General features: G+C 62.1%; 27 protein-coding genes. 13 read left to right on the forward strand and 14 right to left on the reverse strand.

Annotated elements, in window-relative coordinates; genetic code table 11:
• Positions 1-617: 617 nt before the first annotated feature.
• Both ACODR8_RS01870 and ACODR8_RS01875 read left to right on the forward strand, forming a co-directional pair.
• A complete protein-coding gene (locus ACODR8_RS01870; protein ID WP_489005718.1) occupies positions 618-1,466 on the forward strand; it encodes a ParA family protein in 849 nt (282 codons plus the stop codon).
• Positions 1,463-1,960 (forward strand): hypothetical protein, encoded by a 498-nt coding sequence (locus tag ACODR8_RS01875; RefSeq protein WP_489005719.1) that lies wholly within the window; start codon positions 1,463-1,465, stop codon positions 1,958-1,960. Before ACODR8_RS01870 ends, ACODR8_RS01875 begins: the two co-directional genes overlap by 4 nt.
• 404 nt (positions 1,961-2,364) lie before the next feature.
• Here the strand turns inward: ACODR8_RS01875 and ACODR8_RS01880 are convergent, their stop codons facing one another.
• The 6 genes from ACODR8_RS01880 to pabB all read right to left on the reverse strand — a co-directional run bounded on the left by ACODR8_RS01880 (position 2,365) and on the right by pabB (position 7,896).
• Positions 2,365-3,198: a 23S rRNA (adenine(2030)-N(6))-methyltransferase RlmJ gene (locus ACODR8_RS01880; protein WP_489005720.1), complete on the reverse strand. Its 834-nt coding sequence runs from the start codon at positions 3,196-3,198 to the stop codon at positions 2,365-2,367.
• Positions 3,199-3,601: 403 nt separating this feature from the next.
• Positions 3,602-4,273, reverse strand: a complete 672-nt coding sequence (msrA, locus tag ACODR8_RS01885) for a peptide-methionine (S)-S-oxide reductase MsrA (protein ID WP_489005721.1) — start codon at positions 4,271-4,273, stop codon at positions 3,602-3,604.
• Positions 4,260-4,412 (reverse strand): hypothetical protein, encoded by a 153-nt coding sequence (locus tag ACODR8_RS01890; RefSeq protein WP_489005722.1) that lies wholly within the window; start codon positions 4,410-4,412, stop codon positions 4,260-4,262. Before ACODR8_RS01890 ends, msrA begins: the two co-directional genes overlap by 14 nt.
• A gap of 321 nt (positions 4,413-4,733) precedes the next feature.
• Complete coding sequence (locus ACODR8_RS01895; protein ID WP_489005723.1) at positions 4,734-5,936, reverse strand: pyridoxal phosphate-dependent aminotransferase; 1,203 nt, start codon at positions 5,934-5,936, stop codon at positions 4,734-4,736.
• Between the two features lie 127 nt (positions 5,937-6,063).
• Positions 6,064-6,687 carry an aminotransferase class IV gene (locus ACODR8_RS01900; RefSeq protein ID WP_489005830.1) on the reverse strand — a complete coding sequence of 208 codons (624 nt, stop codon included), beginning with the start codon at positions 6,685-6,687 and terminating at the stop codon, positions 6,064-6,066.
• A 33-nt stretch (positions 6,688-6,720) separates the two neighbouring features.
• Positions 6,721-7,896, reverse strand: coding sequence for an aminodeoxychorismate synthase component I (pabB, locus tag ACODR8_RS01905; protein ID WP_489005724.1), 1,176 nt, complete (start codon positions 7,894-7,896; stop codon positions 6,721-6,723).
• A gap of 260 nt (positions 7,897-8,156) precedes the next feature.
• Here pabB and ACODR8_RS01910 point away from each other — a divergent pair, with 260 nt between their 5' ends.
• Entirely contained in the window at positions 8,157-8,540 is a 384-nt protein-coding gene (locus tag ACODR8_RS01910) for a DUF983 domain-containing protein (protein ID WP_217673592.1), read from the forward strand.
• A 204-nt stretch (positions 8,541-8,744) separates the two neighbouring features.
• Here the strand turns inward: ACODR8_RS01910 and ACODR8_RS01915 are convergent, their stop codons facing one another.
• Positions 8,745-9,182 (reverse strand): acyl-CoA thioesterase, encoded by a 438-nt coding sequence (locus tag ACODR8_RS01915; protein ID WP_119749153.1) that lies wholly within the window; start codon positions 9,180-9,182, stop codon positions 8,745-8,747.
• A gap of 240 nt (positions 9,183-9,422) precedes the next feature.
• On the opposite strand from ACODR8_RS01915, the gene ACODR8_RS01920 reads away from it, so the two are divergent.
• The 6 genes from ACODR8_RS01920 to ACODR8_RS01945 all read left to right on the forward strand — a co-directional run bounded on the left by ACODR8_RS01920 (position 9,423) and on the right by ACODR8_RS01945 (position 17,178).
• On the forward strand, positions 9,423-11,720 hold the full coding sequence (locus tag ACODR8_RS01920) for a TonB-dependent receptor (RefSeq protein ID WP_489005725.1): 2,298 nt from the start codon (positions 9,423-9,425) through the stop codon (positions 11,718-11,720).
• A 101-nt stretch (positions 11,721-11,821) separates the two neighbouring features.
• Entirely contained in the window at positions 11,822-13,165 is a 1,344-nt protein-coding gene (locus ACODR8_RS01925) for an alkaline phosphatase family protein (protein ID WP_489005726.1), read from the forward strand.
• Between the two features lie 86 nt (positions 13,166-13,251).
• A complete protein-coding gene (locus tag ACODR8_RS01930; protein WP_489005727.1) occupies positions 13,252-14,475 on the forward strand; it encodes a YceI family protein in 1,224 nt (407 codons plus the stop codon).
• 128 nt (positions 14,476-14,603) lie between these two features.
• Complete coding sequence (locus tag ACODR8_RS01935) at positions 14,604-14,963, forward strand: Rap1a/Tai family immunity protein (protein ID WP_489005728.1); 360 nt, start codon at positions 14,604-14,606, stop codon at positions 14,961-14,963.
• Between the two features lie 128 nt (positions 14,964-15,091).
• On the forward strand, positions 15,092-16,462 hold the full coding sequence (locus ACODR8_RS01940) for a class II 3-deoxy-7-phosphoheptulonate synthase (RefSeq protein WP_489005729.1): 1,371 nt from the start codon (positions 15,092-15,094) through the stop codon (positions 16,460-16,462).
• Positions 16,463-16,779: 317 nt separating this feature from the next.
• Complete coding sequence (locus ACODR8_RS01945; RefSeq protein ID WP_489005730.1) at positions 16,780-17,178, forward strand: DUF4844 domain-containing protein; 399 nt, start codon at positions 16,780-16,782, stop codon at positions 17,176-17,178.
• Positions 17,179-17,212: 34 nt separating this feature from the next.
• Here the strand turns inward: ACODR8_RS01945 and ACODR8_RS01950 are convergent, their stop codons facing one another.
• The 5 genes from ACODR8_RS01950 to ACODR8_RS01970 form a co-directional block, all read right to left on the reverse strand.
• Positions 17,213-17,491, reverse strand: coding sequence for a hypothetical protein (locus ACODR8_RS01950; RefSeq protein ID WP_489005731.1), 279 nt, complete (start codon positions 17,489-17,491; stop codon positions 17,213-17,215).
• Positions 17,492-17,585: 94 nt separating this feature from the next.
• The gene (locus ACODR8_RS01955; RefSeq protein ID WP_489005732.1) at positions 17,586-18,128 is read right to left on the reverse strand and encodes a pseudouridine synthase; all 543 of its coding nucleotides are present in this window, start codon (positions 18,126-18,128) and stop codon (positions 17,586-17,588) included.
• Positions 18,129-18,131: 3 nt separating this feature from the next.
• Positions 18,132-19,268 carry a JmjC domain-containing protein gene (locus ACODR8_RS01960; protein ID WP_489005733.1) on the reverse strand — a complete coding sequence of 379 codons (1,137 nt, stop codon included), beginning with the start codon at positions 19,266-19,268 and terminating at the stop codon, positions 18,132-18,134.
• A gap of 40 nt (positions 19,269-19,308) precedes the next feature.
• Positions 19,309-19,992: a hypothetical protein gene (locus tag ACODR8_RS01965; RefSeq protein WP_489005831.1), complete on the reverse strand. Its 684-nt coding sequence runs from the start codon at positions 19,990-19,992 to the stop codon at positions 19,309-19,311.
• 162 nt (positions 19,993-20,154) lie between these two features.
• Positions 20,155-20,541 (reverse strand): PH domain-containing protein, encoded by a 387-nt coding sequence (locus ACODR8_RS01970; RefSeq protein WP_489005734.1) that lies wholly within the window; start codon positions 20,539-20,541, stop codon positions 20,155-20,157.
• 144 nt (positions 20,542-20,685) lie between these two features.
• On the opposite strand from ACODR8_RS01970, the gene ACODR8_RS01975 reads away from it, so the two are divergent.
• From ACODR8_RS01975 to ACODR8_RS01985, 3 genes are all read left to right on the forward strand, one after another.
• Positions 20,686-21,240, forward strand: a complete 555-nt coding sequence (locus ACODR8_RS01975) for a nuclease (RefSeq protein ID WP_489005735.1) — start codon at positions 20,686-20,688, stop codon at positions 21,238-21,240.
• A 184-nt stretch (positions 21,241-21,424) separates the two neighbouring features.
• Positions 21,425-22,459 carry a sensor histidine kinase gene (locus ACODR8_RS01980; RefSeq protein WP_489005736.1) on the forward strand — a complete coding sequence of 345 codons (1,035 nt, stop codon included), beginning with the start codon at positions 21,425-21,427 and terminating at the stop codon, positions 22,457-22,459.
• A 2-nt stretch (positions 22,460-22,461) separates the two neighbouring features.
• Positions 22,462-22,854, forward strand: coding sequence for a response regulator (locus ACODR8_RS01985; RefSeq protein WP_489005737.1), 393 nt, complete (start codon positions 22,462-22,464; stop codon positions 22,852-22,854).
• Here the strand turns inward: ACODR8_RS01985 and ACODR8_RS01990 are convergent.
• Positions 22,845-23,264 carry a hypothetical protein gene (locus ACODR8_RS01990; protein WP_489005738.1) on the reverse strand — a complete coding sequence of 140 codons (420 nt, stop codon included), beginning with the start codon at positions 23,262-23,264 and terminating at the stop codon, positions 22,845-22,847. The two genes, ACODR8_RS01985 and ACODR8_RS01990, sit on opposite strands and share 10 nt — an antisense overlap.
• Before the next feature lie 71 nt (positions 23,265-23,335).
• Positions 23,336-25,144 carry a translation elongation factor 4 gene (gene lepA / locus ACODR8_RS01995; RefSeq protein WP_294133920.1) on the reverse strand — a complete coding sequence of 603 codons (1,809 nt, stop codon included), beginning with the start codon at positions 25,142-25,144 and terminating at the stop codon, positions 23,336-23,338.
• A 182-nt stretch (positions 25,145-25,326) separates the two neighbouring features.
• Here lepA and ACODR8_RS02000 point away from each other — a divergent pair, with 182 nt between their 5' ends.
• A complete protein-coding gene (locus ACODR8_RS02000) occupies positions 25,327-26,097 on the forward strand; it encodes a CsgG/HfaB family protein (RefSeq protein ID WP_294133916.1) in 771 nt (256 codons plus the stop codon).
• The last annotated feature ends 42 nt before the right edge of the window (positions 26,098-26,139 follow it).

Raw genomic sequence — 26,139 nt, forward strand, 5'->3', positions numbered from 1 at the left:
CGGAAATAGGAAATGCAGGGCTTAACTTCGCATATTTCCCGGTAAATCGGACATATGATTTCCTACATTTGTAATTTTATTATTTGCGACGCAGGGGCGTGAATGCACGGTTGAAAGAGCCAGGATGACCTTAGCAGAGGTGTGGGGTTGTAGGACAGAAGCTGGTTGAAGGGTGTTTCGATCGGCTGGGCATTGGTGGTATGCGCCAATTGCGGACGTCCATGGCGGTAATGTTGGCTTCCACAAGGTGCCATTCGTTCAGGAGCGCGTGGAACGCACCCTTCGCACGGGTGGGGTCGCAAGTTCAATCCTTGCCGCGGCCACCATTTTTCTAGCCTGATTTCAACTAGTTATAGTGGAAGCTGGACCTTCGAACGGGAAAGGCCGGGTTCCGAGAAAGGACTGGCAAAGGACACGTTCCAAGCGCGATTGAGTGCGCGTGACGATAAGCGGGCAATGGGATAACGTGAGCGCATTGGCTGCGCTGGACGATGGCCTATCCGCAATCGCGGAACATTCGCGAGGCTGCGTCAAGCCTATCCAATTGGTAGCCGTCATGTTAGCAACGGGCCAAACAGAGGGTTACTGCTTTCCCTCGCTTAAGGGGAGCCGACCAGATGGCCGTTTGCGTTTCGATGATTAACATGAAGGGCGGAGTTGGAAAAACAACTTTGGCCAGCCAGATCGCTTGGTATGCAGCGAGAGAACTAAATAAGAGAGTTCTTCTCATCGACCTTGATCCCCAAGCCAACGCCAGCCAGTCGATCATGTCCCCCCAAACCTACGTATCTTACCTAGATAAAGGCGGGCTTACAGTAGCAGATATATTCGAGCAGTTCACGCCAACCGGAACATCTTCGGGTAGCCCAAAGACTCTTGACCCAGTTAAAGCCATTTACAAAAGAGTCGAATACCCTGACGGAAGCCTTCTTCATATTGTACCATCGCGATTAGAGTTGTCATGGACATTACGTAATCCGACAGGAAAAGAGACACTTTTGCCTCGATTTGTCGCGAAGATAGAGAGCAATTACGATCTTATAATTATTGATTGCTCTCCTACAGACTCGATACTAACTGATGCCGCATATCACTGTAGTCGATTTATTCTTGTACCTATCAGAGCAGAATTTCTCGCTTCAATTGGATTTCCGCTTCTTAACAGAAGCATTGCTGCATTTCGTATGCGCCACGAAGATTCTATTATTGAGGTTTGCGGGCTTGTTTTCAACGATTACATACGCAACGTTACAAAACGCGAAAATAGCCTAGCTATCAAAGACGTTGAAGTCAAAGCGTCCGAATATGGATGGTATGTCTTTAATAACGATATTCCGCATTCTGACTCATACTTTCGTGCTGCGCGTGAAGGAATGCCGATAGATACAACAAGTGGGACGCACCAGATCGTAAAAGACGAGTTTTCAGCGTTTTGTGGCGAGTTTTTTGGCAGGATAGGGCTATGACGCGATTTTCAGGTCCGAAACTTCTAAACGAACTACTTGAAAGTCTCGTTTCAAACTTTGGGGAGGAACGGGTTCAATTAGCTTTGGCCAAGATATTATCAAAGAACAAGGCACCAAAAAAAGCCACCAATTCAAAAATCCCCGCCGGTAGGGGCGATGATGGAGAGTTGCCATACTCGTTTATTGGTGACGAACTTGATAGCCTACTCATAAGCAATCCCGAAAAATACGATCTAGTATTTCCTTTTTATGAAGCACTAAAATCTAGAGATACTCTTCCTGCTGCATTGGATATTAGGCATTTTGCTCAATTGATTGGCATTAAGCATATCGCTGGAAAATCTCGTAAAGACATGATCTCACCATTAGTGCGGTTTCTCATAGACCAGCCTGCGGCAGATATAAGGGCGCATATTGAGCGGGCGACTTCGGTTTCGGAGGGACAACGCCAGCAAGGATTTTCAGTTTTAACTGACAAGTTGCTCGGCAGTTAAGCGGTAGCCGGTAGGCCATGTACCCTCGCGATTGCTCGTTGGTCTTTTGCCGGTCCTTACCGAATTTGACTGACCGAAGATTCGTTGCAACAACACATTGAAACTACGTCGATAATTTCGCCGTATAGCGGTTATCCCGTCACCTATGTGATGATAGGGGCTGGCGTTGACACACATATCATCCGCAGTCCTGAAGATGGCATTTGTCGCCCATGAGGCCCGAAACCCGACATTCTGCAATCGGCCAAAAGCAGACCTGCCAGCGTTCACCGGCGAATGTGGGGCATAAGCAGCAATGGTCACCAGCCAACCTCGCACAACGCGCGAATCTCGCGAGATGCTTTGTTTGCAGCCTGCCGTGTAGCGATTCTGCCTTTGGACGCGAGGGATGATGACGGGGTGATTTAATCGCCCAACCAGTCGCTCGCGATCTCGCCCCTATGCCCCTCCGGCGCTAGCGCGGCGCGCAGGGCTTCCAGCAGAGGCGGCAGCGTCTGCGTGAAGGCGTAGGGCGGGTTGACGATATAAAGGCCCGCGCCGTTATAGATGCCGGGTTGCTCATGATCGTACAACCAATGCTCCACCACCAGAAATTTCGGGATGCCGAGCCTGCGTAACTGCTGCTTCCAGCGCCAATGCGTGGCGCGGTCTTTGAGCGGATACCAGATCATCGTCACGCCATGCGCCCATTTGCGGTGAGCGGCGGCGAGGGTGGCGGTGATGCGCGCGCGTTCGTCCAGCTGCTCATAGGGCGGATCGACCACCACCACGCCGCGAGGCGTTCGGGGCGGCAGCAGCGCCAGCCACAGCTCATAGGCATCGCGCTCATGCACGGCGGCGGAAGTGCCGCGCATCACGCCGCGCAGGGCATAGGCGTCTGCGGGATGTTTTTCGTTCAGGATCAGAACATCCTGCGGGCGCAGAAGCTGCGCCAATATCCGCGGCGAGCCGGGGTAGAGGTGCTGCTGCTCGGCCCCGGCATTCACCGCCTGTACGGCGGCGCGGTAGTCGTTCAGCAAGGGGTTCGCGTCGGCAAAGACCCGCTGCACACCCTGTGTGGACTCGCCGGTGCGTTGGGCCTCATCCCCGTCAAGGTCATACAGACCGCAGCCGGCATGTGTGTCGATCAGCGTCAGCGCGCCCGGTTTTTGCTGCAATGCCCGCACGAGGGCGATCAGCAGGCTATGCTTTACGACGTCGGCGCTGTTACCGGCATGGAAGGAATGACGATAATTCATGACGACTCAAAAATCCTGACGATCTACTTTTATATATGCTGCTGGGCGCAGTTGCCGGGCGCGAAGCGATTGGCCGATCCGGCGCTAGTGACCCGAATCTGAAGTTCGTCACCTTGTCTGGCAGGCGTTGAACGAACTTCAGATTCATAAGGGTCACTAGCAAATATTTGATTCTAGTGTGGTTTAGGGATTTGAAATTCGCTCCCCACCTTGCCGAAAAATGTGGCGAATTTCAAATCCACCACACTAGTATAAAGTCAGGGAGAAAGCTTCAACGCACTTCTGCGCGAGGCCTCAAGCCCCCTTAGCGATCGTCACCGGAGGCGGAGACGCAAGGTTCCCGGCGCATGGGCATGATCGGTGATCGAGGAGCCGGACGCGACTGGCATTACCGCGAGACGTATCAAGCCGACGGCTTGTCCCGATACAGCGCCGGAAACATCGCCTTGAACGCCGCCAGCTTGGGGGCGTCCCAGCGCAGGATGTAGGGATGGCGCGGGTTCTTCATCATGAAGTCCTGATGGTCGGTCCCGGCGTCCTGGAAGCCGGTGAAGCGCTCCACCCTGGTCACCACCGGGTCGCGCCACAGGCCTGCCTTGCCGAGCTGCGCCAGATAGGCGGTCGCGGCCTTGCCCTGTTCCGCGTTCAGCGGGAACAGCGCGCTGCGATATTGGGTGCCATGGTCTGGTCCCTGATAGTTGAGCGTCGTGGGATCGGCGATGACCGAGAAGAAGATGCGCAGCAGCGTGGCGTAGCTGACCTGCCTGGGATCGTAGGTGACGCGGACGGCTTCGGCAAAGCCGGTGTCGCCGCCGCTGACCATATCATAGTCGACGCGGCGGTTGGCCGGGCCACCGGCAAAGCCGGACTTGACCAGATGGACGCCCTTCACATGGGAAAAGACGCCCTCCACGCCCCAATAGCAGCCACCGGCAAAGACGGCGGTTTCCAGCTTGCGGGTGGGTGCGGCGTCGATGGTGGCGACGGGGGCCAGGACCGGGCGCTCGGCGCGCACCGGGGATGCGACGGCGAGCGCCGCGAGAATGGCGAGGCTGATGCCGTCAGAGCGCCGCATGATTGGTGCTGGTCGCGGCAATCGCGGGGGAGCTGAGGATCGGCTGTTCATCGGGCTGGAGCATTAGCATCCCGACGGCACCGATCGCAAACCCGCCCAGAAAGCGCAGGAACAATTCGGATTTCAAAAACGCCATCATGGCCTGTGCCTTTCTTATTCTTTGGTTCCGGCTGTTCAGGCCGACCGGTTACACGCCGCTGTCTTGCCCCTTGCTGAATATCGCGCCGCACGGGTGCGGCTTTCGACAAAGCTAAGGATCAGAACGACGAACGGGGTGTCGCCTTAAATCAGTTTCACTATGCAACGTGCATATAGAGCCTCCCGCGCCCTCTGCAAGACGGCGCGGGTGGAAAAGGACCGTTTCTGTTTGTGTGGGAATGGGGGGGTGGCGTCTGGACGCCCTGCCCCTCCACCACTGGCTTCGCCAGCGCCCCCCCTCCCCAAGCAAGCTTGGGGAGGATTATTTCAGTGCAGCGCAGGCTTCCTGGATGCGGGTGCAGGCCTTCTTCAGCACCTCGTCCGACGTCGCATAGCTGATGCGGAAGGCAGGCGAGAGGCCGAAGGCGGCACCGTGGACGGCGGCGACCTTGGCTTCGTCCAGGAAATAGCCGATCAGCGTTTCGTCGCTGTCGATCGTCACCCCCTTGGGCGTCACCTTGCCGATCACGCCGCTGGCGTCGGGATAGACGTAGAAAGCGCCTTCGGGCGTGGGGCAATCGAGGCCCGGCGCATCGTTGAGCATCGCGACGACCATGTCGCGGCGCTTCTTGAAGGCGGCGTTGCGATCCTCCAGAAAATCCTGCGGCCCGGTGAGCGCGGCGACGGCAGCCGCCTGGCTGATCGAGCAGGGGTTGCTGGTCGACTGCGATTGCAGCTTGCCCATCGCCTTGATGATCCATTCGGGACCACCGGCAAAACCGATGCGCCAGCCGGTCATGGAGAAAGCCTTGGAGCAGCCATTGACCGTCAGGGTGCGGTCATAGAGTTCCGGGCAGACCTGCGCGATGGTGGCGAAGGGGGTCGTCGCGTACCAGACATGCTCATACATATCGTCGGTCATGATGAGGACATGGGGATGGCGCAGCAGCACATCTGCCAGTTCCTTAAGCTCCGCCGCCGAATAGGCCGCGCCACTGGGGTTGGACGGCGAGTTCAGCATCACCCATTTGGTGCGCGGGGTGATCGCGGCGTCCAGCTGGGCGGCGGTGATCTTGTAGCCCTGGCTCGCCGGCCCCTCGATGAACACCGGGGTGCCGCCGGCAAAGTTCACGATGTCGGGATAGCTGACCCAGTAAGGCGCGGGGATGATGACTTCATCGCCCACATCCACGGTCGCGACCAGCGCGTTGAACAAAGTATGCTTGCCACCGGAGTTCACCGTGATCTGGCTGCGCTTATAGGCCAGGCCATTGTCGCGCTGGAACTTGAACATCACCGCTTCCTTGACGTCGGCGGTGCCGTCCACGTCGGTATAGCGGGTCAGATTGTTGCGAATGGCGGCAATGCCCGCTTCCTTGACGAAATCGGGCGTGTCAAAGTCCGGCTCCCCCGCCGACAGGCCAATCACGTCCACGCCCTGCGCCTTGAGCGCATTCACCCGCGCGCTCATGGCGAGCGTGGCGGAAGGCTGGATACGACCAAGGGCGGCGGAAGTCTGGCTCATGGCAATAATCTTTCGAAAGAATCCCCAACGTCCGCAACATAAGCGGACGCGGCGGTCCTTAGTGCGCAACAGACGCAGGGGCAACCGGCCAGTTCAGGCTTAATGGATTTACGGCAGAATGATGTGGCTAATGCGCCCGCGTCGCCGCGACCATGCCGCGCGCGGCGTTGCCGATGAAGAAGCCATTGTCGAGATCATGCGGGCGCAGGTCAGCCTCGACCGCCTCCCCCATGTCGATCAGGCTCTGGCGCAATATGCCCGGCAGCAGGCCGCGCGAGCGCGGCGGGGTGAGCAATTTGTCGCCGCGCTCGACGAAGATCGAGGAATAGCAGCCCTCGGTCAGGTAACCCTGCGCGTCGATCAGCGCGACTTCATAGGTGCCGCCGCGCGCCAGCGCATCGCGGTAGAGCGACCGGTCGGTGGTCTTGTGCAGCAGCCGCAGGTCATCGGCCGGCGCATGGCGCGGCACCACCTTGACCGGGACGATCGCGGCGGGCCAGGCGATCCGGTCGCGCACCTCGATCGCCACCGCGCCGCCGCGCGACACCATCAACCGCACCCGGCTATGGTCGCGCAGGCGGAAGGTCGCGGCCTGCAATTCGTTGCGCACGCCATGGCGATCGAAGGCAAAGCCGAGCGCGTCGGCGCTCGCCTTCAACCTTGCAAGGTGCAGCTCCAGCAACCTGATGCCTTCGAGCGGATCGAAGGCCATGGTTTCGAGCAGATCATAGCGTCCATCGGCCAGTGACATTGCCATTATTCCAAGCCGTTGGGGGCAAATATGTCAAGCGCCAGCAAGAAACCGCCCCTTGGCCAGACATTCCGCCCATTCCGAACCGGCCTCTGAATCCACCACCAGACCAGACCCCAGGCCAAGCCGTCCGACGCCAGCGCCTTCATCGATGGTCAGCGTGCGGATCGCGACGTTGAACGCCGCGTCGCCATCCGGGTCGATCCAGCCCATTGAGCCGGTATAGACGCCGCGCGCATGGGGTTCGAGCGCGTCGAGTATCTCCATCGCCCGCACCTTGGGCGCGCCGGTGATCGATCCGCAGGGGAACAGCACCCGCAGCACATCGACCGGCGACAGGCCGGGCAGGATGCGCGCGCGCACGGTCGACACCAGCTGGTGGACGGTGGGATAAGTCTCCACCTTGAACAGGTCCGGCACGGTCACGCTGCCCGCGCGCGACACGCGCGACAGGTCGTTGCGCAACAGGTCGACGATCATCAGATTTTCCGCGCGCTGCTTAGCGTCGCTTTGCAGCCATTGGGCCAGCGCTGCGTCCTGTTCAGCATCGGCATGGCGGGTCGCCGTACCCTTCATCGGCCGTGCGGTCAGCTGGCCGCGCACCAGCGTGAAGAAGAGTTCGGGCGAAAAGGACAACAAAGCCTGCCCGCCTGTGCGGATGACCCCGCCATAGCCCGCCGCCGCGCGGGGGCGGATCGCGGCATAGAGCGCCAGCGGATCGCCGATGACGCTCGTTTCGCAGGGGAAGGTCAGGTTCGCCTGATAAATGTCCCCCGCGCGGATATAGTCCTGCACCGCGTCGAACGCCGCGCGATACTCGGCCTCGTCGATCAGCGGGCGGGGTGGCGTCACGCTGGCCCCGGCTGGATCGGGCAGCAGGTCAGGCAGCGTCCCCGGCGCGATCAGCCGCACCCCTTCGAACAGGCCGAACCACAGCAGCGGCCCGGCGCTGCTGTCCGCCTGACGACGGCGGGCGATCGGCGCGAGCCGCTCCTCCAGCGCCAGGCCGGCCTCATAGGCCATATAGCCAGCGACATGCAGCCCGCTCTCGCGCGCGTCGGCCAGCCGGTCGAGCGCGGGCTGGACCTCGTCCATGCTGTGCGCCGCGATGATGCCCACCGGATCGCGATAGAGCCGCGCCGGGGCAGCGCCACGCACGCGCGCATCGTCGAACAGGGCAAAGACTTCGGACGGACCGGGGAGACGCATGGCGGCTTATTAACAGGCTTTTGCGCGGGCGAAAGGGTAACTAGTGGCCCGATTCTGACATTCGACACCTTTTGAGGCCAAGTCGCGCTCGAATGTCAGAATCTTCCAGGGCCACTAGAAATTATTGATTCTGGTGGATTTTACGATTTTGCCATTTGCAGACCCATCCCAGCGTCCGGGGGATGCAAATGGCAAAATCAATCCACCAGTGGGAATATGCTGCGTTGCACGCCGCTATCATCGTGCCTACCTGTACTTTCATGCCCGACCAGACCCCCAAAGCCGCCCCCGATCGTCCGCTTGGCGCCGCCATCGGCCTGGCGCTGCGCGGGCGCTGCCCGGCCTGTGGCGAAGGGCGGATGTTCGCCCGCTTCCTCAAGCCGACAACCGCCTGCGCCCATTGCGGCCAACGCTGGGACGCGCATCAGGCCGACGATTTCCCCTCCTACATCGTCATCCTGCTGCTCGGCCACATACTCGTGCCGCTGATGATCGAGGTGAACAGCGCACTCGACATTCCGCTGGGCTGGCAGGCGGCGATCTGGCCGAGCCTGGCGCTGCTGCTGGCGGTCGCGATGATCCAGCCGGTCAAGGGCGCGGTCATCGCCTTCCAATGGTCCCGGCGGATGCACGGATTTGGGTGAATGCTGAAGTCGTCATGGTCGGGACCTGACACGCCCGCCCCTCTGAACAGACCGTTGTGAAGATCGTTTTTCACAGATTTTTTCACGTCATCCCCGCGAAGGCGGGGATCCATCTCCTGACTTAAAATCAAGATGATAGGGTGGGAGATGGATTCCCGCCTTCGCGGGAATGACGATGGCGTAAAAGAACGAATTTAGTTCGCATCACCCCGGCTGGCGGATGAAATTCAGTTCCATCGCCTCGCGCAGCGTCTCGTCAATCTCGCGGCGGCCTTCGGCGCCATGGGTGACGACGGTGGTGTCGCAGGTGGCGACGCAGACGCCTTTCTGGAACCCGGCCGAGCTGATCGTCCAGCTGGTCCGGCCGATATGGCCGATCGCGCAATGGACGTCGAACGGGTAGGGAAAGTGCGATTCCTCGATGAAGTTGAGGTTCACATTGGCCACCAGCCAGCGCACGCCCTGTTCCTGCGGATGGCGGCCCATATGATGGTGGAAACGGATACGCGCGGTCTCGAAGATACCGGAAATCGCCACATTATTGATGTGGCCCATCGTATCGAGATCCTGAAAGCGGGTGTCGATGCTGGTAACGAAGCGATAGGCTTCGGGACTGAAACGCCAGGATTCGGGTTTGGCCATGTCCTGCTTTCCAATAAGATAGGGATGGCAATGCCATAGCCATGCTGGCGAGTGATGCAATCGCGCCCGCGAAAATGGCGCGACTGCGACCTTTATGACACAATCTAGCGCAAGATGCGCGCGCATCACAAGACTGTCACGCAGACGACGCCAATTCGTCAAGCTCCTCTCATTGCAGTGCAACATCACGCGCCTACGGCCCCGGACCAAGCCGATCACGGTCATCCAAGGGGAAATTTCATGCGTCCTGCCACTGCCCTGCTGCTCGCCTCCACCATGCTGGCCGCCACGCCCGCCTTCGCCCAGACGGCAACGCCCGCCGCAGAGGCAGCGCCGGACGATGCGACGATCATCGTCTTTGGTCGCGGCGAAACCCGCCAGGTGCAGGAAATCAAGGCGCGCGACATCGTCGTGCTGACGCCCGGCACCAATGCGCTCAAAGCCATCGAGAAGCTGCCCAGCGTCAATTTCCAGTCCGCCGACCCATTCGGCAATTATGAATGGTCGCAGCGCGTCACCATCCGCAGCTTCAACCAGAACCAGCTGGGCTTCACCTTCGACGGCATCCCGCTGGGCGACATGAGCTATGGCAACCATAATGGCCTGCACATCACCCGCGCCATCAGCAGCGAAAATATCGGCAGCGTGCGCGTGTCGCAGGGCGCCGGTTCGCTCGGCACGCAGGCGACCGGCAATCTGGGCGGCACGGTCGAGACCTTCTCGGCCGACCCGACCGGCGAACTGGGCGCGCAGGGCAACCTCACCTATGGCAGCAACGAAACGATCCGCGCCTTCGCCCGCCTCAATCTGGGGACCAAGGATGGCGTGCGCGGCTATGTCTCCTACGGCTACGGATCGACCGACAAATATAAGGGTCAGGGCACGCAGGACCAGCATATGGGCAATGCCAAGGTGATCGTGCCCGTAGGCGAGGCCCAGATTGACGGCTGGCTGAGCTATTCGGACCGCCGCGAACAGGATTATCAGGACATGTCGATGGGCATGATCAATCGGCTCGGCTGGGATTGGGACAACACCTATCCCGACTATGCCCGCGCGATCGACTATGCCGCCCGCCTGAACGACGTGGACCGCGTCAGCAACAGCGGCGGATCGCCCTTCCCCGATGGCCGTTTCGACTATAGCGGCGCATCGGTGGCCACCGGCCAGACCTATCCCGGCAATGTCACCAGCGCCGACGACGCCTATTATGACGCGGCCGGCCTGCGCAAGGACTGGCTCGGCGCGATCGGCTTCACCACGCCGCTGGGCGAACAGGCCAGGCTGAACCTTAAGGGTTATTACCACAATAACAGCGGTATGGGCCTGTGGGCGACCCCCTATGTGCAAAGCCCCAATGGCGTTCCCATGTCGGTGCGCACCACCGAATATGAAATGGACCGGATCGGCGGCTTCGGCAGCGTCGATTTCACGATCGGTCGCCAGACCCTGAACCTCGGCGCATGGTATGAAAATAACAAGTTCAACCAGGCCCGCCGCTTCTACGCCTTTGCCAGCCGCACGGAACCCGGCCTGTCGTTCCGCGACTATCCGAAGAACCCCTTCGCGACCCAGTGGGAATTCGACTTCACCACCGACACCTTCCAATATCATGTGCAGGACAAGATCGATTTGGGGCTAGTGACGATCAACCTGGGGTGGAAGGGCTTTTCAGTCACCAACAAGGCCGAGGCCGTCGTGCAGGCCAGCTTCCCGCAGGGCAAGATCAAGGCGCAGGACTGGTTCCAGCCCACCGCCGGTTTCGTCGTAAAGGTCAGCCCCGAAGCGGAAGTTTTCGGCGGTTTCAGCCAGTCGACCCGCGCCTTTGCCAGCGCGACCACGACCGGTCCCTTCTCGACCAATCAGGCCGGTTTCGACGCGATCAAGGATGATCTGAAGCCCGAACAGTCCGACACCTATGAACTGGGCCTGCGCTACAATACGCCGGTCTTCAACGGTACGCTGGGCGCTTATCTCGTCAACTTCCGCAACCGCCTGCTCGCGGTGCAGGTCGGATCGGCAATCCAGGGCAACCCGTCGGCACTCCAGAATGTCGGCGGCGTCCGCGCCATCGGCGTCGAGGCGGCGGGCGACCTGAAGCTGGGCGGCGGCTTTGGCCTCTATGCCAGCTACAGCTACACCGACGCGACCTATCGCGACGATGTGGTGAACGGCAACGGCGTGCTGGTCGCGGCGATCAAGGACAAGACCGTGGTGGACAGCCCCAAGCATATGGCGCGCGGCGAGTTCAACTATGACGATGGCCAGCGCTTCTTCCGCGTCGGCCTCAATTATATGTCGCGTCGCTTCTACAGCTACACCAACGACGCCTCGGTCCCCGGCCGCCTGATCGTCGACGCCTCGCTCGGCTATCGCTTCACCGACACGCTGGAGGTGCAGTTCAACGCCACCAACCTGTTCGACAAACGCTATGTCGGCACGATCGGGTCGGGCGGCTTTGGCAATAGCGGCGACGCCCAAACCCTGCTGGTCGGCGCGCCGCAGCAATTCTTCGCCACGCTGAAGGCCGGGTTCTAAACAACTAGCTCCGTTCGTTTCGAGCGAAGTCGAGAAACGTCGCGCACAGCGTTATCCGCTTCTCGACACGCTCGAAGCGAACGGCAGTTGGGACTATCATCATGAAAAAGACCGCGCTCCTCGCCACCGCTCTCGCCGCCTGCATCCCGCACGCGGCGCTGGCGGACCCCGTCCTCCTCATCTCGATCGACGGGCTGCGCCCCGGCGACGTGCTGGATGCGGACAAGCGCGGCCTTTCCCTCCCCAATCTGCGCCGCTTCGTGACGCAGGGCGCGCATGCGTCTGGCGTCACCGGCGTGTTGCCGACATTGACCTATCCCAGCCACACCACGCTGATGACCGGCGTAACCCCGGCAAAGCATGGCATCGTCGCCAATAACAGTTTCGATCCCACCGGCATCAACCAGGGCGGCTGGTACTGGTATGCGCAGGACATCAAGGTGCCGACCCTGTGGGAGGCCGCGACCAGGGCGGGCCTGTCCACCGGCAATATCCACTGGCCGGTCAGCGTCGCGGCCAAGGGCGTGACGTGGAACCTGCCGCAAATCTGGCGCACCGGTCACGCCGACGACGCCAAATTGCTCGACGCGCTGGCAACGCCCGGCCTGAAAACCGAACTGGAGGCGAAAGTCGGCGCACTCTATGCCATGGGCATCGACGAAAGCCTGCCCGGCGACCAGTTGCGCGGCCGTTTCGCCACTGCGCTGATCGCCGCGCACAAGCCGCAATTCCTGACCGTTTATCTGACAGCGCTGGACCATGAGCAACATGCCATGGGACCGGACACGCCCGCCGCAAGGGCCGTGCTGGAAAAGATCGATGCGATCGTCGGCGATCTGGTGGCCGCGGAAATGCAGGCCCATCCCGACGCCGTCGTCGCGCTGGTCAGCGACCATGGCTTTGAAGCGACCCAAACAGCGATCAACCTCTACCGCCCCTTCATCGACGCGGGCCTGATCACGTTGGACAAGGATGGCAAGGTCGCGTCCTGGCTGGCCATGCCCTGGATTTCAGGCGGATCGGCCGCGATCATGCTGGCCCGGCCTGACGACGCGGCGCTGACCGTGCGCGTGAAGGCGCTGCTCGACACGCTCGCCGCCAATCCGGCCAACGGCATCATACAGGTCGCTGACAAGGCGCAGATCGCGGCGATGGGCGGCAATCCGCAGGCGGCTTATTACATCAACCTCGCCCCCGGCTATGTCACCGATATATTCCGCGGGGCCACCGCGCCGGTGGTGGCCCGCAGCCCGGTCAAGGGGATGCACGGCTATTTCCCCGGCCCCGCCAATCTGCGCGCGACCTTCATGATCATGGGCAAGGGCATCGCACGGGACAAGGATCTGGGCCTGATCGACATGCGCGCCATCGCGCCGACGCTGGCCAAGGTCATGGGCGCATCCCTGCCCGACGCGGATGCCGAGGCGATCACCCTCAAGCCATAGGCAACGCAGCGTTTCCCGGCAGGGCGATGGACTTCGCCCCGCGCGCGGCATAGCTTCCGCGCCAAGTCCATCCTGCCGGGGTTTTCATGCAACGCTACAGCTTTGTCGCCATCATCCTGCACTGGGCGATCGCCGCCCTGCTCGCCTTCCAGATCAGCGTCGGCTGGGCGCTGGAGGATCTGGGCGCGCGGGGCTTTGCGCTTTACCAGTGGCACAAGTCGGTCGGCATCACGATATTGCTGCTGACCCTGCTGCGCATCGTCGTGCGCTACTGGAAGCCACGCCCGGCCAAATTGGAGGGCGGCTGGCAGGGCGCGCTGGCGTCGGGCGTGCATGTCGGCCTCTACGCCTTCATGCTGGGCGCGCCGCTGACCGGATGGGCGCTGGTATCCACCGCCAAGGTCAAGGTGCCGACCCTGCTGTTCGGCGTCCTGCCCCTGCCCGATCTGCCGCTGCCCGCGAGTATGCATGAGCTGGCGGAGGGCGGCCATGGCCTGATCGCCTGGCTCGGCATCGCGCTGTTCCTGCTCCATGTCGCGGGCGCGCTGCGCCACCATTTTCTGATACGCGACGGGCTGATCTGGCGGATGATACCGGGCCGCTCGACCGCGCTGCTGATCGCCCTGCCCGCGCTGATCCTGCTGGGTCTGGTCGTCGGCAAGGCAATCCTGCCAGCCCCCGCGCCAAAGGCCGCCGCCGCGGTCGAAGCCCCCGAAGCACCGGAAAATATCGCCGAACCCGTAAATGTCGTGGAGGCCGCACCGGACAACGCCGCCGCCAACGCCACCGAAGCCGCCCCGGAAGAACCCGTCGGCCCACCCCCCGCCTGGACCGTACAACCCGGCGGCAAAATCGGCTTTTCCGTCGGCAATGATGGCCAGACGATCAGCGGCAGCTTTGCCAAATGGACCGCCGCGATCGTCATGGACCCGGACCATCCCGAAACCGCCGACATCAAGGTGACGATCGACATGGCCAGCGCCAGCGTCGGCGATGCCTATCAGGACGGGATGCTGCCGGGCGACGAATTTTTCGCGGTCGCTGCCCACCCGACCGCAACCTTCACCGCGAAGGGCGCGGAGAAAACGGGCGCGAACGCCTATCGCGCCACCGGCACGCTCAGCCTCAAAGGCGTCGCCAAACCGCAGACGATCCGCTTCACCCTGTCGGGCGACGGCACGACCCGCAAGGTCAGCGGCACCGCGACCATCGCCCGCGCCGCCTTTGGCGTCGGCAATGGCGAGAGCAGCGGCGGCCTGACCCCGCAGGTGGCGCTGACCTTCGCCTTCACGGCGAAGCGAAAGGATTGACGCAAAGTCCATGTGCTCCCGCGCAGGCGGGAGCCCAGTTCCGGCACCGCGACTGGGCACCCGCCTGCGCGGGAGCACTATGCTATAGTGTCGCTGATCAACTCTGATCCGTTGCTTGGAAACCCAATATGCGTGCGCTTCTCGTCTCCCTCATCCTTTCTGGCGCTTCACTCGCCGCTTCCCCCAACCCCGCCAGCGCGCAGACCTTCATGTTCGAAAGCGGCACATCGCTGCTCGCCAAATGCCGCAACAAGGCGCCCGAATATGCGCTGGCCTGTACCGCCTATATCGTCGGCGTGGTCGATGGCATCCGCAAGGACAGCTTCATCGGCCGGGGTCGCCCGATCTGCTGGCCGGACAAGATGAGCGCCGACGACGCCCGCCGCACCGTCGTCGCCTATCTCGAACGCTGGCCCGACCAGCGGCGCGGCCCCGCCTCCGTACTGGTCAGCGTGGCGCTCAACGACCGCTATCCATGCCAGAAATAGCCGCTCGATCAGTCTGATCGAAAGGATCATTGCGCATGGGCGCTGCAAGACTGCTATAAACTTGCCTTGAACGGCGCGGCGGCGTAGGTGCGGCCCCTGTTTTTTTGGTTCATTTTAGGAGACTCGTCGTGGCGGCGAAATGGACGCCGGATAGCTGGCGCGCGCATAAGGGCATTCAGATGCCCGCTTACCGGGACACGCAGGCGCTGGCCGCCGTGGAAGCCCAGCTCGGCCAGTTTCCGCCGCTCGTCTTTGCAGGCGAGGCCCGCAACCTGAAAACGGACCTGGCCAGGGTCGCGGCCGGCGAAGCCTTCCTGCTTCAGGGCGGCGATTGCGCCGAAAGCTTTGCCGAGTTCCACCCGAACAATATCCGCGACACGTTCCGCGTGCTGCTCCAGATGGCGGTGGTGCTGACCTTCGCCTCGAAGCTGCCGGTGGTGAAGGTCGGCCGCATGGCGGGCCAGTTCGCCAAGCCCCGCTCGGCCGATACCGAAACGATCGGCGGGGTCGAGCTGCCCAGCTATCGCGGCGACAATGTCAACGACATCGCCTTCACCGCGGAAGGGCGCGAGCCGGACCCGCAGCGCATGGTGCAGGCCTATAACCAGTCGGCCGCGACGCTCAACCTGCTGCGCGCCTTCTCGACCGGCGGTTATGCCAGTCTGGACCGCGTCCATGGCTGGATGCTCGACTTCATGGGCCGCAGTCCCTGGGCCGCGAAGTTTGAACAGATGGCCGACCAGATCGGCCAGGCGCTCGACTTCATGCGCGCCTGTGGCCTGTCGGCGGAAACCGTGCCGCAATTGGGCGGGACCAGCTTCTACACCAGCCATGAAGCGCTGCTGCTGCCGTTCGAGCAGGCGCTGACCCGACAGGACAGCCTGACCGGCGACTGGTATGACACGTCCGCCCACATGCTGTGGATCGGCGACCGCACCCGTTTCGAAGGGTCGGCCCATGTCGAATATCTGCGCGGCATCGGCAATCCCATCGGCATGAAATGCGGCCCCAGCCTGGAGCCGGACGCGCTCATCCGCCTGCTCGATGTGGTGAACCCTGGGCGGGAAGCCGGGCGGATCACGCTCATCACCCGCTATGGCCATGACAAGATCGAGGCGGGCCTGCCCAAGCTGGTCCGCGCGGTGATGCGCGAAGGCCATCCGGTGGTCTGGTCCTGCGACCCGATGCACGGCAATGTCGTCAAGGCGGCCAATGGCTACAAGACACGGCCTTTCGAGCGCATCCTGGCCGAAGTGCGCGGCTTCTTCGCCGTCCACCGCGCCGAGGGCAGCTTTGGCGGCGGCATCCACGCCGAAATGACCGGTCAGAACGTCACCGAATGCACCGGCGGCGCCATCGCCATCACCGACGAAGGCCTCGCGGATCGCTACCACACCCACTGCGACCCGCGCCTGAACGCGGCGCAGAGCCTGGAACTGGCGTTTTTGCTGGCCGAAATGCTGAATGAAGAACTGAAAGAACGCCGCGCGGCGGCGTGATTTACGCCCCTCCCGCAAGCGAGCGTCGGGTCGGTCATGCCCCCGGCATGACCTGAACAGTCCGGGGGACTGTTCACCCGCCGCTGGGCAGCGAGACTTGGGCGCGCAGCGCCTTAGTCGCAGCGGGGTGGGCCAACGCAACCTCGCGCAAGCCCACCCCCTAACCCCCTCCCGCCTGCGGGAGAGGGGACATGCGCTACAAAAATCCCCTACCTTTCACGGACGATAGTTTCTGGCTAAGTTGGGTGGAAAGGGGACGGTCGGCTTTCGGCTTCCCGGGACTGGAAAGCCGACATAGGCATTGATAACGTGATTGTATGCAACGCCATTTCAAATACACCGCCCTAATCCTGCTGACTCTTCCAGGTTGCGCCAAGGCTTCACCGCCTCCAGAGCGGCCCGCGTTGACCACGCTTCTCAAACAATCAAAATTTAAGCCTTACGGCCATTACACTGGCGCGGACACACCGGAGGATCGCAGGCCTTTACAAGATGCTGTTGACGCGGCGATTTTAGATATTCGCGCCATGCCTGATCCGCTTGATCAAGAAGCCGTGCGTAAACGCTTATTGCGCCTGTTAGGTGACGTGGACATGTTCGCGACCGAGGATCGCGATGAAGTGGGCCGCTACGCCATCCGCATATGGCGCGCGCTGGGCTTCAAAGAAGAAACACGGCTCTTCCATATGTCCGATGAAGGGGTCTTGCAGCAGTAGTAATGCTGTCCGAAAATGGTCGACGGCTGACTGATCAGCTGTCCGCCTCAATACGCTTTCGATAAAGGGCATCTGGTGATTTTGCGGCCTCCAGCCTGATACGGCGATGAAGCACACCGCCAACGAACGGAACGCCAACCAATATGGTGCCTGCGACGGCTTCCAAGATGTCCGGCCTCCAACCTGCCAGCAAGGCACATCCATACACCAGCGCAAAGAAGGCGAACCAAGTGAAGGCGGCCATATCAGTGAAAAGCGAAGGCTTTCGCGCTTGGTAACGCATATGTGCGAAACGCCAGAATGCCGCTTTCATATTTCCTCACGTTGAATATGCCAGCTATATGTGTCTGCTTCTGGGGAGCACCGCAAGCGGCATAGACGGCAAAAATTGGTCGTTTGCGGCCCCCTCACCCAACTTCGCGCCATTCCCCCGGCTGCACCCCCTCCAGCGTCCATTCGCCAATCGCCCAGCGCACCAGCCTGAGCGTGGGATGTCCCACCGCTGCCGTCATGCGGCGCACCTGCCGGTTCTTGCCCTCCCTGATCTTCAGGCTGATCCAGCAATCGGCGACGGTCTTGCGAAAGCGCACCGGCGGGTCGCGGGGCCATAGCGCCGGATCGTCGATCCGTTCGACCTCGGCGGGCAAGGTTCGCCCGTCCTTCAACGTCACCCCGCGCCGCAGCACGTCGAGCGCCGCCTCGTCCGGTTCGCCCTCCACCTGCGCCAGATAGGTTTTGGGCATTTTGAAGCGGGGGTCGGCGATCCGCGCCTGCAAGCGGCCATCGTCGGTCAGCAGCAACAGCCCCTCGCTGTCCGTGTCCAGCCGCCCGGCGGGATAGACGCCCGGCACATCGACAAAATCCTTGAGCGTCTGCCGCTCCGGCCCATTGGCTTCGGGGGTGAACTGGCACAGAACGTTGAAGGGCTTGTTGAATAATATCAGCGTCATGGCCTAAAACTCTTCCTCAAATGCCAGGCTGCCCTGGTTGACCAGCGCGGTGAGCAACGTCAGCCCGGCATCGGACGGATCGACCGTCACATGATCCTGCGCGCAGACCATCTCGGCCAGCGCCGCCGTGTCACCAGCACAATCGAAACATTCGCCATCGACGAACAGCAGCAGCCCGTCGCCCTGCCGCACGAAGGAAAAGCGGCTCGCGGGATTGCGGCACAGCGCCGCCCCCTGCGCCAGCATCGCGGCGACATCGCCCGCTTCCATCGGCTCTTCGGGTCGCCAGTCAGTGTCGGGATATTTGGGGCTGCTGCTATACTGGCCGAACCAGCGGGCAAAGGCGTCGCGGTCGGCCAGCGCCTCTGTCACCAGCCCGTGCAACCGGTCGATCGCGGCGGGCGCGATTTCGCCCGGATTTGCCGGCCGCGCCAGATCGGGGTCGGCATAGCGATCCTCGTCCGGCATGGCGTCCACCAGCGTCTCGGACCAATGTTCGACCAGCTCGGCGCGCGACGGCGCGCGAAAGCCGACCGAATAGGTCATGCAATCATCCCCCACAGCGACGCCATGATGGGCGACGCGCGGCGGCACATAAAGGATGTCGCCCGGCTCCAATATCCATTCCTGTTCCGGCACAAAATCCGCGATCAGGCGCAGATCGTCATGCGGCAAAAGCGGCGTCGCGGAATCGCACAGGCCACCGACCTGCCAGCGGCGGCGGCCCAGCCCCTGCACCAGAAACACATCATATTGGTCGAAATGCGCGCCCACCCCGCCGCCATCGGTGGCGTAGCTGACCATGACATCGTCGATCCGCCAGTTGGGGACGAAGCGGAACGGGTCGATCAGCGCCGCAACCTGCGGCACATGATGGTCCACCGCCTGCACCAGCAATGTCCAGGGTCGCCCGCCCAGCTGGCCGAACCGGGTTTCGGGCAGCGGCCCGCTCTCCATCGCCAGCCGATCATCGCCCAGCGTGATCAGCCGCGATTCCACGCCTTCCTCGCACGCCAGCCCCGCCAGCTCGTCCGGCTCCAGCGGATTGCGCCACTCCCCCCACGGATTGCGGATGAGCAGCGGCTTCTTCTGCCAATAGTCGCGCAGGAACAGGGCGGGATCGAAATGGGAAAGCTGCATCACCAGCCCTTGCCCCTATCCGCCCCCGCTGTCAAAACCCCTACATCTCCAGCCCGATCAGCGTCCCGCTGCCGATACGGTCGACATAGCGTTTGCCGTCAATCTCCAGCCAGTCCGGCGTCACCTCCAGCCGCCGCCCCCGGATGGTCGTGCGCAGATGTTCCACCGCGATCCGGTTGCGCGCGACGATGCGCAGCACGGCCAGGCCATCGCCGCGCGACGCCATCATCGAATAGCGGTCGCCGCGCAGCAGGAAGTGCCAGCTGCCATTGATGGGCAACCATTCATTGCCGTCGATCACCTGCACCGGCTCGCCATCAGGAGCGCCCAGCCGCACGCTGATCCGCGTCGCGCCATTGGTCCGGCGCGGCGGGGCGAAGATCAGGATCGGTTCGCCGTCCAGCGTGATCGGGATCGGTGTGTCGCGCAGCAACCGCGATCCGCCGACGATCAGCTGCGGCAGTTCGGCGGAAAAGGGCAGCCGGTCGCGCGCAAAATGGCGCTGGCGCACGACGGGATTGGCGTGGAAACTCTGCACCTGCGTCGCGGTCAGCCGCCCTTCCTCGACCAGCCCGTGGCAGGTCGGGCACAGCAAGGTCGCGCCATTACTGTCGGGCAGGCCCAGATAGCGATAGATGGTCACCCCGCACCGCACACAGGCGAAACCGCAGGCCAGCCGTATCTCTGCGCGCTGCTCGACCGTCAGTTCCGTCAATGACGGCATCACTCGCAAGCCCATGCAGACGACCCCTTGTCCGCGCCGCACCACATGATGCGGCCCGGCGTTGCTGTTTCTGGCGTCCTCTGCGGCTGGGAACTCTGCCGGTCCCTCAATCTGCTATCGTTGAAATATATGCGTCAAAGTCAAGGGGTAGCGTGAAGCAACCTATCTCTGCGGCAACAGATCCAGGTTGCGCGCGGCGGCAATGGCGCGGATTCGGCCGGGCCGCGGCATATTCTTGATCGCGATTTCGGCGACGTCGCCCGCACTGAACAGCTCGACATGGCCGACGTCGAAGATGCGCTGGCCCAGGCTTTGCGTGATCCGCACGCTGCGGATGCTCGACAGCGCGACTTCGGTGCGCTGCTTGGCCAGCAAGCCACGCTCCATCAGGACTTCGCGCTCGCTCAGCGCCAGCCGCTCACCCTTATGTATCACCCACCACACCGCAATGGCCAGGATGCCGACCACCGACACCAGCAGCAGCGTGAACAGCACGGGGTGCGCCCGGAACATCGCGGGATGCTCATCATATAACCAGCCCTCGCTCATGCCGCCTCCTGCGTCGGGAACACGCCGGTTTGACCATGCCCCCGCGCCATCGTCAAGCCGCCGGTCCCCGACCTGCGCTGGGTTGGTTAACGAAATATTTGCGAGAGATCAGCTAATACTACACAGAATAGTGGAAAACCGATCATGGCACGTAATCTCTACGACCTGGGCGATCGCACACCCGACCCGTCGGGTGCCTGGCTGCATGACAAGCAGGAAAGCCGCACCCGCATCGTGCCGGTGGGCATCATCCTGGTCGCGCTGCTGATCGCGGGCGGTGCCATATTGCTGTTCAAGGATATGTTGCCCGCCCCCGAACATGCCGAGGTCGTTGGCCCGACGACCATTTCCGAACGGTTCGAGAGTTGCGACGACCTGACCGGCGACGCCTGCATCCTCTCGGCGGACAGCTATGCCTATAAAGGCCAACGTTATCGCGTGGCCGACATCAGCGTCCCCAGCCAGGCCGATGCCCAATGTCCGGCCGAAGCCGAACTGGCGCAGCAGGGCCGCACCGCGCTGGCCGCGATGATCAACGGCGGCGCGTTCGACGCCCAGCCCGATCCGATAGATCCCGATCCGTCGGCCAGACTGCTGGTGCGCGACGGCGTGTCGCTGGGCCAGTTGATGATCCTCAAGGGCCATGCCCGGCCCTGGTCGCCCAAGCCGATCAACTGGTGCTTGGGCGGGGCGCGCTGACGGCTGCATTTCCGCCTTTGTCAGACCGCCAAAATTAAAGCACCGAATTGATGCACCTAAAAGGCTGCGCCGTGCTAAACTTCCGGCTCAAAGCCACGGATGCGGGCTTTATGCCTACAGCTTGGCATTATATCCAGGGTACGGCTTTCGCCCCGCGAGCCTCTGGTTTCCGAAGGCTTCGGCCATGGAATTTTTTACGGCTTCTCCGCCAGACTCAACGCACAGCCTGGGATTGGCTATCGTCCGATCCTCCAGCACGCCGCTCCTGCTTCTCGATGACCAACTGGTCGTCCTGGCGGCGAGCGATACATTCTGCATGGCGTTCGGGCTGCGGACCGACGCAGTCGTGGGCATGGAGATTGCGACGCTTGGCGGGGGCGAGTGGGACATATTGCAGTTGCGATCGCTCCTGATCGCGACCCTGTCCGGCAACGCAGCGATCGACGCCTATGAACTGCTGCTGCATCGTCGCTCCGGCGACCTCAATCTCATCCTCAATGCAACGCTGCTCAACTATTCGGGCAGTGAGACGCGCCTGCTGCTGTCGGTCACGGACGTCACCGCCATCCGCCTCGCGGAGCGGCAAAAGGATGATCTTGTCCGCGAAAAAATGGTGCTGCTTCAGGAATTGCAGCATCGCGTCGCCAACAGCCTTCAGATCATCGCCAGCGTGCTGATGCAAAGCGCGCGCCGGGTGCAGTCGGACGAGGCGCGCACCCACCTCAACAACGCCCATCATCGCGTCATGTCGATCGCCACCCTGCAACGGCAGTTGGCGACAACATCGGTCGGCGACGTGGCGCTGCGCCCCTATTTCACCGATCTGTGCAACAGCATCGGCGCGTCGATGATCGCCGATCCCCGCCGCCTGGCGATCACCCCGACCATCGACGAATCGACCACCACGGCGGACGTGTCGGTCAGCCTGGGCCTGATCGTGACCGAACTGGTGATCAACGCGCTCAAACACGCCTTTCCGCGCAAGGTGCATAAGGGACTGATCACCGTAGGCTATGCGTCTGACGGAGAGGGATGGCAGCTGACCGTGGGCGATAATGGCGTTGGTATGCCCGCCAAGGACGCGGAGCCGGGCCTGGGTACGGGGATTGTCGAAGCCCTGTCCAAGCAATTGCGGGCGACGGTGACCATCAGCGATGCCCGTCCCGGCACTTTGGTGTCGATCGTGCATCGCGCACAGCGCAGCACCGGGGACGCTTGACCATGACGACTGCGCCGACCGCGCCGCTATTACTCTATGTGGAGGATGAGATCCTCATTCAGGAAATGCTCGTGTCCGCCCTTGAAGAAGCGGGTTTTCAGCTGCTGGTGGCGGATAATGGCACGCAGGCACTGGACGTGCTGGCCGCGCAAGCCGACCGACTGGACGGCATCATTACCGACATCAATCTGGGCGATGGGCCGGAAGGCTGGCACGTTGCCCGAAAAGCGCGTGAATTGCTCAACATGCTGCCTATCGTCTATGTCAGCGCCGCCAGCGATCATGAATGGTTTTCAAAGGGCGTTCCCAACAGCATCATGATCGCCAAACCCTTCGTCCCCGCGCAGGTCGTTGTGGCGATTTCGTCGCTGCTGACGGTTTCAGGTCAGGGCTGATAGGGGCGACTCAGCCCCCTGCTCCGCACCGCCGCCAGTACATCCCCCGCCAGCCGCGCATAGTCGGCGCAGGCGGCCTGCATCGCCGCGCCGCCGTCACCGTCGCGTAACCCGCCATAGCAATGCCGGTTCTGCGCCGCGCGCATCATGCGCAGCCGCCCGCGCTCGACGCCCGCCAGCCCCAGTTGCTTGCCTGCCCGGCGCCAGGCTTCGGCCGCGCTGAATATCCGTCGTCCCGGATGCACGCCGGGATCAGCGCCAGCCCGCGCGCCCAGCCGGTCGACCCGCTGCGCCTCGACAATCATATCGGTCAGGAACAGGTCCAGTTCGCGCAGGCCATTGCCGATCAGTTTGGCGGGCATCGCGCCACGCCGCTGTATCGCCGCGTCGGGGCACAGGCCCAGCGACATGCCATTGGCCAGAAACGCCGCCGCCCGCTCGATCCGGTCCAGTTGGCCGGTCAGGGCGGCGTGGGGGTCGGTCAGTTCTCGTCGCCCATCCGCAGCGCGGCAATAAACGCCTCCTGCGGAATCTGGACGCTCCCATATTCGCGCATCCGTTTCTTGCCTTCCTTCTGCTTGTCGAGCAGCTTCTTCTTGCGGCTGATGTCGCCGCCATAGCATTTGGCGGTCACGTCCTTGCGCATCGCCGCGATGGTTTCGCGGGCGATCACCTTGCCGCCGATCGCGGCCTGGATCGGGATTTTGAACAAATGGCGGGGGATCAGGTCTTTGAGCCGCTCGCACATGCCGCGTCCGCGCGATTCGGCGGTGCCGCGATGGACGATCATGCTGAGCGCATCGACCGGCTCCGAATTGACCATGATGCTCATCTTGACCAGATCACCCTCGCGATAACCGATCTGGTGATAATCGAAGCTGGCATAGCCGCGGCTGATGCTCTTCAACCGGTCATAGAAATCGAACACCACTTCGTTGAGCGGCAGTTCATAGGTCACCTGCGCGCGGCCGCCGACATAGGTGAGGTTCTTCTGGATGCCGCGCCGGTCCTGGCAGAGTTTCAGGATGGAGCCGAGATATTCGTCGGGGCAATAGATGATCGCCTCGATCCACGGCTCCTCAATCTCGTCAATCTTGGTCGGGTCGGGCATGTCGGCGGGATTGTGCAGTTCGATCTCGCCCGCGCCATAGGTGAGCTGGATCTTGTACACCACCGACGGCGCGGTGGTGATGAGGTCCAGATCATATTCGCGCGTCAGCCGCTCCTGGATGATCTCCAGATGGAGGAGGCCGAGGAACCCGCAGCGGAAGCCGAAGCCCAGCGCCGCGCTGCTCTCCATCTCGAAACTGAAGCTGGCGTCGTTCAGGCGTAGCTTGCTGATGGAGTCGCGCAGCTTGTCGAAATCATTGGCGTCGACCGGGAACAGGCCGCAAAACACCACCGGCTGCACTTCCTTGAAGCCCGGCAGCGGTTTCAGCGCGCCGTTCTTCACCGTGGTGATGGTGTCGCCAACGCGGGTTTCGGTGATGTCCTTGATCTGCGCGGTGATGAAGCCGATTTCGCCCGCCGCCAGTTCGGGCAGCGCCTCGATCTTGGGGCGCATACAGCCGACACGGTCGATCAGATGTTCGGTGCCGCCGATCATGAACTTGATCGCCTGGCCTTTTTTGATCACGCCATTGACGACGCGGACCAGGATGACGACGCCGAGATAAGGGTCGTACCAGCTGTCGACCAGCATCGCTTCCAGCGGGGCGTTGCGGTCGCCCTTGGGCGGCGGGATTTTCTTGACGATGGCTTCGAGTATCTCGTCGATGCCGATGCCCGATTTGGCGCTGGCCAGCACCGCTTCGGATGCGTCGAGGCCGATGACATCCTCGATTTCCTTGCGCACCTTTTCCGGTTCCGCGGCGGGCAGGTCGATCTTGTTGAGGACCGGTACGATCTCATGATCATGCTCGATCGACTGGTAAACATTGGCCAGCGTCTGCGCTTCCACGCCCTGCGCCGCGTCCACGACCAGCAACGCGCCTTCGCACGCGGCAAGGCTGCGGCTGACCTCATAGGCGAAGTCGACATGCCCCGGCGTGTCCATCAGGTTCAGCTCATAGGTCTGACCGTCCTTGGCGACATAGTCCAGGCGCACCGTCTGCGCCTTGATCGTGATCCCACGCTCCTTCTCAATGTCCATATTATCAAGGACTTGGGCGCTCATCTCGCGGTCGGTCAGGCCGCCGGTCCGCTGGATCAGCCGGTCCGCCAGCGTGGACTTGCCATGGTCGATATGGGCGATGATCGAAAAGTTACGGATGTGGCTAAGCTCAGTCATTGCGCGCCGATAGCAGGTGTCATCGGCCCTGTCAGCAGGATCGCGAAAGGCCCGTCCGATAAGATGACAATGGTCGTCACTTGGCCCCACTCCGCTTGGAAGCCGGACGGCGCTATGATATGCTCAGGCAAAATATCGGGCGCGTACAAATTCAGATCAAGCAACAAACGGGGTTCTTGAAAATGCGTGTATTTAAGAGGGTGACCGCAGCGGCGCTCTGCCTGGCGCTGGCCGCGCCGCAAGCCATGGCCGCCGACAAGGGATCGTCCGGTCGCCAGGCCCAGACGAAAAAGCAGATGGAAATCCCCCGCTGCACCAAGCGCCTGGGCACCGTCGCGATCGTCGAGCCGGACAATCAGTGGTGGCGTGAACTGAATCTGGGCAGCCCCGAAGCGATCATCAAGCTGTTCGTCCAGCAATCGGGCTGTTTCGGCATCGTCAATCGCGGCCGTTCAATGGCGAGCCGCAATCTGGAACGCGCGATGGCGGATTCGGGCGAATTGCAGTCGGGCAGCAATCTGGGCAAGGGTCAGGTCAAAGCGGCGGACTATTTCATCCAGCCTGACATTGTGACCACCAACAAGAATAGCGGCGGCAATGCCTTTGGCGGGATGCTGGGCGGGATGCTCGGCGGCCGGATCGGCGGCGCGCTGCTCGGCGGCATCTCGATCAAGAAGAGCGAGGCCAATGTCATGCTGTCGGTCGTCAATGCCCGCACGACCGAAGAAGAAGTGATGGCGGAAGGCTATTTCCGCAAATCGGACCTGAGCTTTGGCGGCGGTGGCGGCCTTGGCTGGATGGGTGGTCTGGCTGCGGTCGGTGGGGGCGGTTACCAGAATACCGACATCGGTCAGGTGATCGTGCTGGCCTATCTGGACGCCTATACCAAGATGGTGACGCAGATGGGCGGCCTGCCTGAAAATGCGGCAGCGGCAGCGCCCGTCGCCAAGTAAGATCAGGAGGGGCGCGGCCGGACTATCTGGCTGCGCCCTTTT

The sequence above is a fragment of the Sphingobium sp. FG58 genome (genome assembly GCF_057809055.1).